11 protein-coding genes are annotated in these 14,047 nt (G+C 70.1%); 7 read left to right on the top strand and 4 right to left on the bottom strand.

The window, feature by feature from the left end; all coding sequences use genetic code 11:
- Nucleotides 1-4: 4 nt before the first annotated feature.
- The 3 genes from CFK39_RS11780 to CFK39_RS11770 all read left to right on the top strand — a co-directional run bounded on the left by CFK39_RS11780 (nt 5) and on the right by CFK39_RS11770 (nt 4,947).
- Nucleotides 5-2,266, top strand: a complete 2,262-nt coding sequence (locus tag CFK39_RS11780; RefSeq protein ID WP_157697156.1) for a circularly permuted type 2 ATP-grasp protein — start codon at nt 5-7, stop codon at nt 2,264-2,266.
- Nucleotides 2,259-3,290, top strand: coding sequence for a transglutaminase family protein (locus tag CFK39_RS11775; protein ID WP_089065623.1), 1,032 nt, complete (start codon nt 2,259-2,261; stop codon nt 3,288-3,290). Before CFK39_RS11780 ends, CFK39_RS11775 begins: the two co-directional genes overlap by 8 nt.
- A gap of 190 nt (nt 3,291-3,480) precedes the next feature.
- Entirely contained in the window at nt 3,481-4,947 is a 1,467-nt protein-coding gene (locus tag CFK39_RS11770; RefSeq protein WP_089065622.1) for an FAD-dependent oxidoreductase, read from the top strand.
- A gap of 254 nt (nt 4,948-5,201) precedes the next feature.
- Here CFK39_RS11770 and CFK39_RS11765 read toward each other — a convergent pair whose 3' ends face one another.
- Nucleotides 5,202-6,083, bottom strand: a complete 882-nt coding sequence (locus tag CFK39_RS11765; RefSeq protein WP_157697155.1) for a DUF559 domain-containing protein — start codon at nt 6,081-6,083, stop codon at nt 5,202-5,204.
- A 423-nt stretch (nt 6,084-6,506) separates the two neighbouring features.
- On the bottom strand, nt 6,507-7,718 hold the full coding sequence (locus tag CFK39_RS11760; RefSeq protein WP_089065620.1) for a pyridoxal phosphate-dependent aminotransferase: 1,212 nt from the start codon (nt 7,716-7,718) through the stop codon (nt 6,507-6,509).
- A gap of 289 nt (nt 7,719-8,007) precedes the next feature.
- On the opposite strand from CFK39_RS11760, the gene CFK39_RS11755 reads away from it, so the two are divergent.
- The 3 genes from CFK39_RS11755 to CFK39_RS11745 are packed head-to-tail and all read left to right on the top strand — an operon-like array spanning nt 8,008 to nt 11,295.
- Nucleotides 8,008-8,922, top strand: coding sequence for a carbohydrate ABC transporter permease (locus CFK39_RS11755; protein ID WP_089065619.1), 915 nt, complete (start codon nt 8,008-8,010; stop codon nt 8,920-8,922).
- Between the two features lie 14 nt (nt 8,923-8,936).
- The gene (locus CFK39_RS11750) at nt 8,937-9,875 is read left to right on the top strand and encodes a carbohydrate ABC transporter permease (RefSeq protein WP_089065618.1); all 939 of its coding nucleotides are present in this window, start codon (nt 8,937-8,939) and stop codon (nt 9,873-9,875) included.
- Between the two features lie 10 nt (nt 9,876-9,885).
- On the top strand, nt 9,886-11,295 hold the full coding sequence (locus tag CFK39_RS11745) for an ABC transporter substrate-binding protein (protein ID WP_089066419.1): 1,410 nt from the start codon (nt 9,886-9,888) through the stop codon (nt 11,293-11,295).
- Between the two features lie 52 nt (nt 11,296-11,347).
- On the opposite strand, the gene CFK39_RS11740 is transcribed toward CFK39_RS11745, so the two are convergent.
- Complete coding sequence (locus tag CFK39_RS11740; protein ID WP_089065617.1) at nt 11,348-12,526, bottom strand: ROK family protein; 1,179 nt, start codon at nt 12,524-12,526, stop codon at nt 11,348-11,350.
- Between the two features lie 127 nt (nt 12,527-12,653).
- On the opposite strand from CFK39_RS11740, the gene CFK39_RS11735 reads away from it, so the two are divergent.
- Nucleotides 12,654-13,343, top strand: coding sequence for a hypothetical protein (locus tag CFK39_RS11735; protein WP_089065616.1), 690 nt, complete (start codon nt 12,654-12,656; stop codon nt 13,341-13,343).
- Nucleotides 13,344-13,384: 41 nt separating this feature from the next.
- Here CFK39_RS11735 and CFK39_RS11730 read toward each other — a convergent pair whose 3' ends face one another.
- Nucleotides 13,385-14,041: a PH domain-containing protein gene (locus CFK39_RS11730; protein ID WP_089065615.1), complete on the bottom strand. Its 657-nt coding sequence runs from the start codon at nt 14,039-14,041 to the stop codon at nt 13,385-13,387.
- Nucleotides 14,042-14,047: the final 6 nt, after the last annotated feature.

Here is a 14,047-nt window from a genome sequence, read left to right as displayed (position 1 = left end):
TCCAGTGACCTCCACACCTCCGCAGGCCCTGGTCGACGAGCTCGCAGCTCTCGGCCCCCGGGGCCGACGTCGCGCCGCGACGTCGGCGGCGACGATGTTCGCCGCTGACGTCCCCACCGCGGCACCCGTCATCGACCCCGTCCCGGCGCTCCTGGATGCCGAGTCCTGGGCGGAGCTCTCGGCCGGCCTCGTCCAGCGCATGCGGCTGCTGGATGCGCTGGGCGCGGATCTCTACGGCCCGCGCACGGTGCTGGCCGCCGATGTCGCCCCCGTCGCGCAGCTGCTGCAGGACCCCGCCTATCTCCGCACGGCGATCGGCATCCCCTCCCGCGGCAGCCACTCCCTCTTCGCGCTGACCAGCACCGTGGCCCGGACGGCCGAGGGATCCTGGGTGGTGCTCGAGGACGCTGTGGACGTTCCCGACGGCGCCGGCACCACCCTCGAGCTGCGCCGGGTGCTCTCCCGCTGCGCGCCCACGCTGTACCGCTCCACGCCGCTGCGCCGGCTGCATCCGTTCTTCGACACCATCCGCACCTCGCTGCACCAGCGCACCCGGTCCGAGGGACGGGCGGGGCGCACCGTGGTCCTCACCGAGGACTCCGCGGATCCGATGCGCGCCTTCGACCACAGCTGGTTGGCGAACCTGCTGGGGGCGCCGATGGTCTCCGTCGGCGACCTGCGCACCGGCTCGGGCACCCTCACGCTGCGGCTTCCCGGCCTGGAGTCGGACCCCGGGGATGCGGTGGATGCGCTGCTGCGCCTGGTGCCCTCCGACCTGCTGGACCCCCTCGACCTGGGGCCGACGCCGCTGGGCGGGGTGACCGGTCTGGTCGAGGCCGCCCGCTGCGGCGACGTGGAGATCTTCAACCCGCTCGGGGCGGGGCTGTTGGAGAACCCGGACCTGCGCGCCGCGCTGCCCGACCTGTGCCGACAGCTGTTCCACGAGGATCTGCTGCTGCGACCCGCCGACCCCGGGTTCGCACCGGCCGGTTGGCTCAGCATGGATCCCGCCGGCGGCGACGAGCTCATCGAACGCCCGATGGTGCTCCGGCTGCTGGTGATGGGCACCGAGGACGGTTACGAGGTGCTGCCCGGCGGGGTCGGGATCACGGCCGATGACGGGCCGGAGGCGCTCAAGGACGTGTGGGTGACCGTCCCGGAGACCTCGGCCGTCCCCGCTGAGGGCGAGCCGGGCACGACGGCCACGGAGCGGGCCCCGTCCGTCGCCCGAGGCGTGCTGACCGCCTACCCCGCGATGACCCGCTCGATCGGCTCGGACCTGTTCTGGTTCGGCCGCTACCTCGAGCGGGTGGACTCCACCGCGAGGCTGCTGCGCGCCGTGCTGGACACCGTCAACGACCTCGACGCCGAGCGCGGCCCCGGCGCCCGCACCGCCCAGACGGTCCTGCTGGGCGCGGTCACGAACGTGACCACCACCTACCCGGGATTCACGGGGCTGGACCTGAACTCCCACGAGGCCGTGGGCGGGGAGGTCGAGTCCCTGCTGACCAGCCGCGGCCGCCCCGGCACGCTCGCGCAGTCCTATTCCGCACTCACCCACACCACCCGCACGCTGCGGGATCTGATCTCCGACGACATCTGGCCGGTGATCGCGAGGATGAATCAGCGCCTGCGCACCCTCGGAGGGCAGGACCCTCAGCCGGTCGAGCAGCGGCTGACGGATATCGTCGACGGCTGCCTCACCCTCTCCGGTGCGGTCGCCGATTCGATGCCCCGCAACCTGGGCTGGGATCTCACCGAGGCGGGGCGCAAGATCGAGCGGACCATGGGCCTGCTGGCCCTGCTCCGGGCGACCCTCGGCCACCGGCGCACCCGGACGGCCGAGGCCACGATCGCCGGGGCGCTCGCGCTGGTCACGGAGAGCGGCGCTTCGTACCGTCGCGCCTATCACGCCGCGATCCAACCGGAGCTGCTGCTGGAGCTGCTGCTGACCGACACCACCCTGCCGCGCTCGATCGCCTTCCAGCTGGAGCGGCTGGGACTGGCGCTGGACCGGTTGCCGGATGTGGCGCCCTCACCGGAGCTGCGCTCACCCCTGATCGCGCTGCGCTCCCGCATCGGCGGCTGGGAGGCACGAGAGCTGCTGCGCCCGCTGGGCGGGGAGGCGGCCGATGGCGCACCGACCGCACTGCTGGAGGAGGCCGACGCCGCGATGGACACCCTGCGAGAGCTCGCCACCGCGCTCGAGAACCGTTTCTTCCACCCTTCGGAATCCACCTCGAGATGGGGGATCGACGATGTCTGAGAACGAGCACGCCGTCGACACCGCCGCGGACGCGCGCCCGGCGGACTCGCCGCGCCGCCGCCCACTGCTGCCACTGCGGGAGGAGGAGGAGACCGCGGCCGAGCCGCTCCACTACCGCGTCCACCACCTCACCTCCTACCACTACGCCAAGCCGGTCTCGCGCAACTACGGCCGCGCGCACATCGAGCCGCGCGCCACTCCCCATCAGCGAGTGCTCTCGCACGAGGTGGTCGTCGACCCGGTCCCCGCCCGGCTCACCGCGCACACCGACTTCTACGGGAACTCCTCGACCTATCTGCTGGTCGACGCCCCCCACACGCAGCTGGACGTCCACTCCCATGCGCGGGTCACGGTCGCCGAACGCCGCTACCCGATCGAGCCCATGTCCCGGCCCTGGGAGCAGTGCCTGCCCGAGCACTGGGGGGCGCTGCTGCCGGAGGCGAGCCTGGACTTCATCCATCCCTCGCCGCGGATCCCGACCGGCACCGCGGCACGGGAGATCTCCACCGAGGTGTTCACGCCCGGTCGCGCGATCGGTGAGTGCCTGGCCGATCTCACCGCCCTGATCCACACCGACTTCACCTACGACTCCGCCGCGACCACCGCCTCCTCGACCCTCGAAGAGGTGCTCGCCGCCCGGCACGGGGTCTGCCAGGACTTCTCGCACGTGGGCGTGGCCGCGGTGCGCGCCGCCGGGCTCGCGGCCCGGTACGTCTCCGGTTACCTGCGCACCGCCCCGTCGGCCGAGGGCGCACTGGGCACCGCCCCGGTCGGGGAGATGATCGGCTCGGCCGCCTCCCATGCCTGGCTGAGCGTGCTGGTCCCGGGCACCGGCTGGGTGGACATCGACCCCACCAACCGCACCTTCGTGGACCAGCGCTTCGTGACCACCGCCTGGGGACGGGACTACGCGGACGTGCCCCCGCTGAAGGGGATCGTCGTCGGCCCGCCCGGGGCGACCAGCACCCTGGACGTCGCCGTCGGCGTGGTGCCCGAGCCGCCGGCCGGCAGCAGCCCGGAGTGAGCACCGCACCGGCCCCACCCGTCCGCACCGCTGCAGCACGTCGGCCAGCTCACAGTGGCCGGGGCTGCATCGAATTTCGCGTATAGAGTGGTGCGGAAATCTGTACGGCGCGAAGCGCGGCGCGTGGACCGCAGCCGCCCGCACCGCATCCGACCCGGCGCGACGCGATGCGCCACGAGACCGAGGTGAGATGTCCTTCTCCCAGCAGCCCTTCCGTCTGGCCGTGATCGGCTCCGGCCCCGCCGGCGTGTACGCCGCCGAGACGATGCTGAAGAACAAGCAGGTCAAGAACGGGGAGCTCGAGGTCTCCATCGACCTGTTCGACCGCCTCCCGGCACCCTTCGGCCTGATCCGCTACGGCGTCGCCCCCGACCATCCGCGGATCAAGGGGATCATCACCGCGCTGCATCGCATCCTGGGCCGCGGTGACATCCGCTTCCTGGGCGATGTCGAGTTCGGCACCGACCTCACGATCGAGGACCTGCGCCGCCACTACGATGCGGTCGTCTTCGCCACCGGCGCCCTCAAGGATGCCGGCCTCGACATCCCCGGCGTCGAGCTCGCCGGCTCCCACGGTGCCGCCGACTTCGTGGCCTGGTACGACGGCAATCCGGACTACCCCCGCACCTGGGAGCTGGACGCCGAGAAGGTCGCGGTGATCGGCAACGGAAACGTGGCGCTCGACGTGGCACGGGTGCTGTCCAAGAGTGCCGAGGAGCTGCTGCGCACCGAGATCCCCGCCAATGTGTATGCAGGCCTGCAGGCCGCCGCGACCACCGATGTGCACATCTTCGGCCGCCGCGGCCCGGCCCAGACCAAGTTCTCCCCGCTCGAGGCCCGCGAGCTCGCTCATCCCCAGGGTCTGCAGGTCGTGACGGACCCGCGCGATCTGGAGCAGATCACCGAGGCGGAGTGGGAGGCCATCAGGGCCGATAAGCGCACCGATCAGGTCGTGAAGATCTTCATGGGCTGGCTCGAGGAGCAGCAGCGCCGCGAGGCCGCCGGCGAGGAGCCGACGGACCGCGAGGGCAATCCCGTGCGCCGGCGCCTCCACCTGCATTTCTGGCACCGTCCCGTCGAGGTGCTCGGCGAGGACGGAGCCGTCACCGGGATGCGTTTCGAGCGCACCCGCCTGGATGCCGAGGGCAACGTCGAGGGCACCGGCGAGATGGTCGACTACGACCTCGGCGCCGTCTACCGTGCCGTCGGCTACCACGGCTCGGAGCTGCCGGGCATCCCCTACGACGCACGTCGCGGCGTGATCACCAATGAGGCCGGCCGCGTCACCGGGGCCGACGGCGCCGTGATCCCCGGCGTCTACGCCAACGGCTGGATCAAGCGCGGCCCCGTGGGCCTGATCGGCGCGACCAAGTCCGACGCCCTCGAGACCATCGCCAGCCTGGTCGAGGACATCGAGTCCGGGGCCCTCACCCCCGCTCCCGAGCGGGAGGACGAGGCGATCCTGCACCTGCTCGAGGACCGCGGCGTCCAGTACACGACCTGGGAGGGCTGGGCCGCGCTGGACGAGCACGAGAAGAGCCTCGGCGCCTCCGCGGTGGATGCCGACGGGGAGCCCCGTGCCCGCGTCAAGGTCGTCGAGCGCGAGGAGATGGTGCGCGTCTCCCGGGACGCGGTGAACCAGCCCTCCCACGCCTGATCCGCCGCGCCCGGCGCTGCCCGGGCCGGCCGCAGCTCGGGCCGCCCGCTCCGCCGACCGGGCCGCTCGCCCCGCCGACCGGGCCACCGACCGGGCCACGCCGCAGCTGTTCGCCCGCTCCCCCGATCTCGCTCACCAGTGAACGAGATCGGGGGATCGGCCGTGCGCGCCACCCTGTGTGCACCGCCCGGCACGCGCCGCTCGCGCACGCCGGGCGGCCGTCTTTCCGAGCGCCACCGAGCGCGTCGCGGTTCTCAGCTCGATCCCGCGTTTCCCAGAGCTTCGTCGAGCAGTGCGAAGAACGATGCCGGGTCCTCGAGATCCTCGGCGAGGATCCGGAGCACCGTCCATCCGCCGCGGTGCAGCGTCGCATCCTTGCCGTGATCCTTTCGGGCCTGCTCCGGCGTGAAGTGGTGCTTGCCGTCGTACTCGATCGCGATCCTGCGCTCCGGATAGGAGAGGTCCAGGTAGTACGCCTTGCGCTTCACTCCGTCCCAGACACGGTGATTCGTCATCGGCTCCGCGTACCCGGCGCGCCGCAGCATCAGACGGGTCCTGGTCTCCTGCGGGGAGTCCACCCAGTCACGAGCCTCTGCGGCCGCGGCCCGGAGGGCACGGACTCCCGGCCCCCGCAGGGACTGCGCTTCGATGCGGATCGTCTCGACCGGAAGCCGCAGCCGATCGCGCATTCGTGAGCCCAGAGCATCGACGCAGGCGACGAGCTCATCGTGCGACAGCAGAGCTGCCAGGTCGAGCAGCACATCGACCGGCCAGTCGAGCACGAGGCCGTCGTGCCGGATCTGAGGCCGACCCGTGCGGACATGGACGACCAGCCTCTTCGCTGAACGGCGTTTGGCCTTCGGCTCGACCCGCACGTGGACCGCGGCACCGCCGCTCCAGGAGTGTTGGTGGGGCAGCGGCAGGCCGAGCAGCTCCGCCGCGGTGACGTGGCAGAGCACCGAGTCGGGGACGACGCGGCGGTGAGCGGTCCGCGCGACGGCCCGGAGGTCAGCCGGAGCGTCCCGACGGGTATAGCAGCCCGGAAGGACCCGCAGGAACTCCCCCGACGAGATCCGTCGTTCGCTCACCCCCATCCGGCGCAATCCCTGGCGGGTGAAGACTCGCTTCGGTGGCACCGAGACGCGGCTCCTGCCGGCGCTGCCGGGAACCCTGTTCTCGTTCCATGCTCTGTCGCCCATACGGGGACGGTAGGCCCCACCAGCCACCCCGCACGGCTATCGGCCCTTTGATGTGGACAGCGCGCTGCTGGGGAGGACCGGACCCGGGGCGGCCGGCTGCTGCCACGGATCACCCGGGCGTCGCGCGCACGCAGGAACGCACGCAGCCGGGCCGGGGAGCGCAGGAGTGGCCGAGTCAGCGGCACGCCTGCCCATTCCCTCGATCTCCCCCGCTGGTGGGGGAAACAGGCGGAATGGAAGCACTCGAGCTGCGTGGCGATGCCGGCGCCGAGCGGCGCCGAGCAGAGCCGGTCGAACAGCGGCTCCGCCGGGCGCGGGAGGGCTGGGCACGTCTGCGCAGGCCGCTCTCCCGCGCACCGCTCAGCGGCGGATCGACGCGAGGTGGTCGGCGATGCGGTCCATGGCGTCGGTGAGCAGGTCGGTCGACGGCAGGGTGACCAGGCGCAGGTGGTCAGGGGCCGGATAGTTGAACCCCGTACCGTGGTTGACCAGCAGCTTCTTCGAGCGCAGCAGGTCATAGGCGAACTGCTCATCGTCCTCGATCCGATACATCTCGCGATCGATCTTCGGGAACATGTACAGCGCGCCGCTCGCCTTGACCACGCTGACCCCGTCGATCGCGCTGAGCCCTTCGAAGGCGACGTCACGCTGCTCACGCAGCCGCCCGCCGGGCAGCAGCAGCTCCTGCACGCTCTGGTGGCCGCCGAGCGCCGTGGCGATCACATGCTGGGCCGGGACGTTGGGGCACAGGCGCATGTTCGAGAGCACGTCCAACCCCTCGATGAAGTTCGTCGCATGATCCTGGGGTCCGTACAGCGCCATCCATCCGGCCCGGAAACCAGCCACCCGATAGGCCTTGGACAGGCCGTTGAAGGTGATGGTCAGCAGGTCAGGAGCGAGCTTGGCGATGTGGGTGTGGACCGCGTCGTCGTAGAGGATCTTGTCGTAGATCTCGTCGGCCAGGATCATCAGCCCGTGCTTCCGGGCGACCTCGACGATCTCCCGCAGCACGTGCTCGGGGTACACCGCCCCGGTGGGGTTGTTGGGGTTGATCACCACGATCGCCTTGGTCCGCTCGGTGACCTTGTCCGCGATGTCGGAGACGTCGGGCCACCACTGCTCCTCCTCGTCGCAGCGGTAGTGCACCGCGCGCCCGCCGGCGAGCGCCACCGAAGCGGTCCACAGCGGGTAGTCGGGTGCGGGGACGAGCACCTCGTCCCCGTCGTCCACGAGCGCCTGGCAGACCATCTGGATCAGCTCCGAGACGCCGTTGCCGAGGTAGATGTCGTCGAGCTCCATCCCCGGCATTCCCTTGGTCTGGTAGTACTGCGCGACCGCCCTGCGCGCGGAGACGATGCCCCTGGAGTCCGAGTAGCCCTGTGCCGTGGGCAGGGTACGGATCATGTCGACCAGGAGCTCGTCGGGCGCTTCGAAGCCGAACGGTGCCGGGTTGCCGATGTTGAGCTTGATGATCTTGTGGCCCTCGGCCTCCATCCGGGCGGCCTCCGCGGGCACCGGCCCTCGGATCTCGTAGCACACGTCGCGCAGCTTCGAGGACTGGGTGAAGATCATTCGGGGGCTCCTGGCCTGGTCGGGTAGAGGGTCAGGGTAGCGAGGGTGCCCGTCGGTCGGTGCAGGGTGAGCATCTGGCGAGACGGCACTTGACGGAGCACCATTTATTTTCATACTTTTAGTAACATGAGGGTTCTCACGATCCCGACCCTCGTGCCGCACAGTCCTGGAGGCCATTGATGTCCCCGTGTCGGGTCTCTGTCGGCGCCATTCCCACCGCACGAGGCGCGGTGCCGTGCGCAGAGCGGTTCCGTGCAACGCGCCCGTCCCTCACCGAAAGAAGGTAGCTATGTCCACCGCGACGACGTCGACGCGGTCGGCCCCCGTGAGGCGCCGCCGGAAGGACGACACGAAGCTCGCGCTGCTCTTCATCGCGCCCGCTTCCGTCGGCCTGCTGGTGTTCCTCGTCTGGCCGCTGCTGACGGGCATCTACTACTCCTTCACGGAGTACACGACGCTGACCCCGCCCCAGTGGGTGGGGTTGGCCAACTACCAGGAGCTGCTGTCCGACCCGATCTTCTGGACATCACTGCGCGTGACGATCCTGTACGTCGCCATCAACATCGGGGTGCAGACGGTGGTGGCGCTGGTGATCGCCGTGCTCATGCAGCGTCTGACCCAGTCCACCATGCTGCGTTCGCTGGTGCTGGCCCCGTACCTGGTCTCCAACGTGGTGGCGGCGATCGTGTTCCTGTGGATCCTGGACACCCAGCTCGGCGTCTTCAACATCTTCCTGCAGTGGATCGGCTTCGACCCCGTCTCCTTCTGGGCCGACGAGTCGTGGGTGATCCCCACGATCGCCCTGGTGAACGTGTGGCGGCACATGGGCTACACGGCGCTTCTGCTGTTCGCGGGCCTGCAATCCATCCCCGGACACCTCTACGAAGCGGCCCGCACCGAGGGAGCCGGCGAGATCACGCAGTTCCGCCACATCACGTTGCCACTGCTGCGTCCGATCCTGGCGCTGGTGCTGATCATGACGATCATCGGCTCGTTCCAGGTGTTCGACACCGTCTCGGTGACGACGCAGGGCGGTCCGGCCGACGCCTCGCGCGTGCTCCAGATGTACATCTACCAGAACGCCTTCGCCGAGTACGAGTTCGGCTACGCCTCAGCGCTGTCGGTCGCGCTGCTGCTGATCCTGATGATCGTCACGTTCACCCAGTACTGGCTCAGCCGAGCCGGCCACTCGGACCTGGACTGAGCGGAGAGGACGCCATGACCACCACCGCACACCCCGACACCGAGATCACGCAGCGTCCCGCCGCCTCCACCCCCCGCCGCCGCTTTTCCTGGGGGAAGATCGCGGCCTGGGGCGTGATGGTGATCTTCCTGCTGATCACCCTGTTCCCTTTCTACTGGATGCTGCGCACCGCGCTGTCGAGCAACAACGCCCTGGCCACGGATCCGAGCAGCCTGCTCCCGGTGGGACTGAACACCGGCGGCTTCGAGCGAGTCTTCGGCATGCAGGACGTGGAGACCGCGATCTCCCAGGGCGGCAGCGGCGCCTCCATCAATTTCTGGCGCTATCTGCTGAACTCCGTGATCGTCGCGACCTTCATCACCGTGGTGCAGACGTTCTCCTGCGCGATGGCAGCCTATGCCTTCTCCCGGCTGCGCTGGCGCGGCCGCGAGATCGTGTTCCTGATCTTCCTGGGCTCACTGATGATCCCGCAGATCTTCACCCTGCTGCCCAACTTCATCCTGATCAAGAACCTGGGCCTGGTGGACACCCTGCTGGGCGTCATGCTCCCGACGCTGTTCATCTCGAGCTTCGCGATCTTCTTCTTGCGGCAGTTCTTCAACAACATCTCCCGTGAGGTCGAGGAGGCCGCCCTCATCGACGGTGCCAGCAAGGTGCGGGTCTTCTTCACTCTCGTGCTGCCGCTGTCCACCGCGCCCCTGGCGACCCTCGCGCTGCTGACGTACATGACTGCGTGGAACGAGTACTTCTGGGCGCTGATGGTCTCCTACACCGATCAGTCCCGCGTGCTCACCGTCGCCCTCGGCGTCTTCCGCGCCCAGGCCCCCGGCACCGGTCCGGACTGGTCGGGCCTGATGGCCGCCACGCTGATCGCGGCCGCCCCCATGCTGATCCTCTTCGCGCTGTTCGCGAAGAAGATCGTCAACTCCATCGGCTTCAGCGGGATCAAGTGAGGTGCCCCAGATGAACTCTCCGCTCCACCGTGCACATGCCACTCGCACCGTTCCCTCCCCGCGCTCGGGGGCCGTCCTGTCCCGCCGTCGCCTCCTGCAGGGCTCCGCCGCCCTCGCTACCGGGACCGCCGGCCTCGCCTCGTGCGGCGGGACCTCAGCCCCCGCCGGGGCGACCCAGATCGATTACTGGCTGTGGGACGCCAATCAGCTGCCCGCCTACTCCGCCGCCATCGACCTGTTCATGCAGAAGAACCCCGACGTCTTCGTGCGGGTCACCCAGCTGGGCTGGGACGACTACTGGACGAAGCTGACGGCCAGCTTCGTGGCGGAGGCCGGGCCGGACGCCTTCACGGACCACCTCGCGCGCTACCCGGAGTTCCTCAAGCTCGGCGTGATCTCTCCGCTGGATGGCCTGGGTCCGCTCGACGAGATCCCGCCCGAGCAGTTCCAGGAAGGCCTGCAGGAGCTGTGGACCGGCCAGGACGGCACGCGCTACGGAATACCCAAGGACTACGACACCATCGCAGTGATGTACGACACGGCGATGCTCGAGGAGGAAGGCCTGTCCCCCGACGACCTCCAGGACCTGGACTGGAACCCCGAGGACGGCGGCAGCTTCGAGAAGATGCTCGCCCGTCTCAGTATCGACGCGAACGGCGTGCGCGGCGACGAGGACGGGTTCGACCCGAAGAACGTGGTCCGCTACGGCATGGCCGGCGGCGGCGAGATCGACTATGTCGGGCAGTCGTCCTGGTCGCCTTTCGCCCTCTCGACCGGGTGGACCTTCACCGATGCCGAAACCTGGGGCACGCACTTCAACTACGACGACGAGCGGTTCGTTGCGACCATGGACTGGTACTTCGGACTGGTCGACAAGGGCTTCTTCCCCCCTTTCGGCATGTTCGGGGACTCCAGTCCCGCCCAGACCCAGGTGCAGTCCGGCGTCGCAGCGCTCGCCCTGGCGGGCTCCTGGATGATCACCACGTTCAACAACATGGAAGGCATGGAGCTGGGAATCGCTCCGCTGCCGGCCGGTCCCGTCGGCCACCCGGTCTCGATGTTCAACGGCCTGGGCGACTCGATCTCCGCGCAGTCGGAGAAGAAGGAGGAGGCGGCCCGGCTGATCGGTTTCCTCGCCTCGGATGAGGCGCAGCAGCTGATCGGCGAGCGCGCCCCGTTCTTCCCCTCCACCGACGCGGGGACCGCGGCTGCCATCGAGTCGTACGCCGCGGAGGGCCTGGACGTCACACCGTTCACCGACCGGGTCGCCAACGGTGAGACCGGACTGTTCCCGCTCGTGGAGAACTCCGCCTCGATCATGACGATCATGCAGAGGGCATTCGACCGGTGCTGGATGCGGGAGATCGATGGAGCGGACTTCGCCGCGTACAACGACCGGGTCAACGCGCTGTTCGAGTGAGCTCTCCAGAGCGTCGGAGCCGTCGGGGCGGGCCGGGGAGGCTGCTGGGCTCCTAGATCTCGGCCCCGGCGAATTCCTGGATCGCGATCACGGCGACCCCGCGCGCCCACTCGTCGAAGTCGCCGCTGAGCGTGCGCACCACGGGTGCTCGCTGGGCCCTGGCCGATCCCTGACGGAGGGTGTCCTCGAAGGCCGGGGCCGCAGCCCGCACCAGGTCCACGTTCTCACCGCCGAGCACGATCGCCTCGGGGTCGATCACGGCGACCAGGCCGACGGCCGCCGCGGCGAGCACACGCGCCATCTCGGTCGCGACCACGAGCGCACCAGGGTCTCCGCCCCCGATCAGGCCGCGCAGCTGCTCGATGCCCTCGGCCGGCCCGAGCACCCCCTGATCGCGGGCGCGACGGACCACCGCCGCGGTGCTGGCCAGCTCGCGGATCGCCACCGGTGCACCCTCCGGGCCGGCGCCGACGGGGAAGCGGCCGGTGAGCCCGGCCATGTGGTGGTGACCGCGGATCACCCGCCCGTCGATCACGGTGGCGATCCCGACCCCGGCGCCGACGGTGAGCACTGCGAAGGAGTCGTAGGCGCGCCCGATCCCGAACCAGTGCAGGCCGTCCACCATCGCGACCAGGTCGTTCTCGACAACCACCGGGACCGACACCCGCTCCTCGAGCGCGGCGGCGAGCTCGACGGGCTGCCGCCAGCCCAGCAGGTGCGAGGACAGCACGGTGCGCCGCTCGGCGACCAGTCCGCCCAGTCCCACCCCGATGCCGACCACGTTCGGATGCGCGCCGATCATCGCCTCGACAGCGACCAGGATGGTCTCCTGCAGCCTGTCCGGTACGGTGCTCTCCAGCGGCAGCACCAGCTCTTCGAGGACGCTGGCACGCACCGTGGTCACCACCGCGTGGACCTCGTCGGCGGTGACCTTGACCCCGATGAATCGGGGTCCGCGGTTCTCCTCGACATCCAGCGGCTCATGGGGGCGGCCCTTGGCGCGCGGCACAGCGGTGAGCGGGTGCAGCAGCTCGCGCTCGAGCAGGTCCCGGGTGACGCGGGTGACCGTCGGGGCCGACATTCGCAGTCGCTGCGACAGCTCGCTGCGCGAGCGGGGTCCGAAACGCAGCAGGTCCCGGTAGACCGCGCGGGTGCTCTCCCCGCCGAGCTCACCGGTCGCGGGTCCGCCGGCCGCCGCGGCGTCGGAGCCCGTGTGATCGTCCCTGTGCATGCTGCGAGCTTATCCGCGCCTCCATGACAGGGCCGGTGGAGCGACCGGACGGTTTCTGACATGCTTCCGGTGTCACATCTTCCGGTCGCCGTGCCCGGCGGTCGGATCACATCTTCCAGGGGGATCCATGAGCGAGACCACGACCGCCGAGACCGATGAGCAGGTCACGATCTACACCGCGTACGAGATCGACTTCATGCTGGGCCTGCGCGACACGGAGAACGGGCGGATCACCCGTGACCAGGTGGGACTGCGCAGCGCCCCGGACTCCGCGAAGGAGTTCGTCACCGCGGCGGTCTCCTCCGGGCTCCGCGCCCGCGGGAAGGTGGAGCGCTCCGAGGACGGCCAGTGGCTGCTGGGCGAGGAGGGCCAGGTCATCGCGACCACGCTGACCGCCGCCGACCGCTGGCTGGGGATCGCCCTGGCCGAGGACGAGGCGATGCGCATGGCCTTCATCATCAAGGCCAACGAGGCGATCATCATGCTCACGCAGGACGAGCTGGACTCCTTCGTGGTCACCGCGCTGCCCGGTCCGGAGCAGGTGCCCGACGCGGTCGCCGACATCGTCCTGGCCTTCCTCGAGGGCGGCAACCAGCGCACCGTCTCGCTGCGCCGCACGGACGTCGCCGCCCCGGATGATCCGACCCCCCTGATGTTCCATGTGGAGGCGGACGGCAACTGGAAGTCCGGCCATCTCCCCCTGGACGAAGAGGGTGTCCTGAGCATCTCCGACGTCAGTGCCGAGGCGGTCGCCGAGACCTCTCGCGCACTGTGGGAGGACGGCATCAGCCGCGCCCCGGGAACCGCGACCGCCTGAGCCGCAGTTCCCTCTTCCCGCCCGGTTCCCGACGGGCTCGCTCAGAAGCGGCGACCGGCGGCCTGCTCCCTCCGGCGCAGTTCGATGCGCAGGGTGCGAATGTCCTGCCCCGATGCCTGGGAGTAGGTCCACACGTGCCGGTCGAAGGCGGGCATCACCACGCGGGAGCCATCCCGCAGCCGCAGTGCTGCGGTGAGCCAGTGCACGGGGTGGACCACCCGGGATTCGACCGCGACGATGTCGCGCCAGGGGACCCGGCGGGAGCCGATGCCTCCGATCACGTGCAGCCCCTCCTCGGAGATCTCGACGCGGGAGCGGGCCGTGCCCAGCGCGACGATCCCGAAGCGGAGACCGAGCAGCAGCAGGATCACCGCCAGCGCGCCCAGTGCGAGCAGCAGCATCAGCAGCCCGATCCCCGGGGAGCGCCCCTCCGGGAGAGAGACGAGCAGCAGCGCGATCACGACACCGGCGATCAGCACGCCGCCGAGCAGCACGGCGGAGATGATCGCCCGCAGCATCGTGTCCCGCACGGCCGCGGCGGGAAGAAGAGCGCGCACGGACCCCGCGGCCCCGCGCTTCCTCCCGGGGGCCTGGTGCAGCGCGGCGACCATGCGCTCGACGGTGGCGCTGCTGCGGCTGTAGTCGGGCAGGGCCGTGCGCGGGCCGGTCTCGGGTCCGATCTGCCGGGGGATGGTCATGGGTAT

It is taken from the genome of Brachybacterium avium, from assembly GCF_002216795.1.
In the GTDB taxonomy this organism is placed as follows: Bacteria; Actinomycetota; Actinomycetes; order Actinomycetales; family Dermabacteraceae; genus Brachybacterium; species Brachybacterium avium.
This window is presented reverse-complemented; position numbering and strand designations above follow the sequence as displayed.

What these genes read in the sequence shown, in the direction of transcription:
- CFK39_RS11730 (WP_089065615.1), bottom strand. Translation starts at nt 14,041, where the DNA reads ATGACCATCCCCCGGCAGATCGGACCCGAGACCGGCCCGCGCACGGCC.
- CFK39_RS11735 (WP_089065616.1), top strand. Translation starts at nt 12,654, where the DNA reads ATGAGCGAGACCACGACCGCCGAGACCGATGAGCAGGTCACGATCTAC.
- CFK39_RS11770 (WP_089065622.1), top strand. Translation starts at nt 3,481, where the DNA reads ATGTCCTTCTCCCAGCAGCCCTTCCGTCTGGCCGTGATCGGCTCCGGC.
- CFK39_RS11750 (WP_089065618.1), top strand. Translation starts at nt 8,937, where the DNA reads ATGACCACCACCGCACACCCCGACACCGAGATCACGCAGCGTCCCGCC.
- CFK39_RS11740 (WP_089065617.1), bottom strand. Translation starts at nt 12,526, where the DNA reads ATGCACAGGGACGATCACACGGGCTCCGACGCCGCGGCGGCCGGCGGA.
- CFK39_RS11775 (WP_089065623.1), top strand. Translation starts at nt 2,259, where the DNA reads ATGTCTGAGAACGAGCACGCCGTCGACACCGCCGCGGACGCGCGCCCG.
- CFK39_RS11745 (WP_089066419.1), top strand. Translation starts at nt 9,886, where the DNA reads ATGAACTCTCCGCTCCACCGTGCACATGCCACTCGCACCGTTCCCTCC.
- CFK39_RS11760 (WP_089065620.1), bottom strand. Translation starts at nt 7,718, where the DNA reads ATGATCTTCACCCAGTCCTCGAAGCTGCGCGACGTGTGCTACGAGATC.
- CFK39_RS11755 (WP_089065619.1), top strand. Translation starts at nt 8,008, where the DNA reads ATGTCCACCGCGACGACGTCGACGCGGTCGGCCCCCGTGAGGCGCCGC.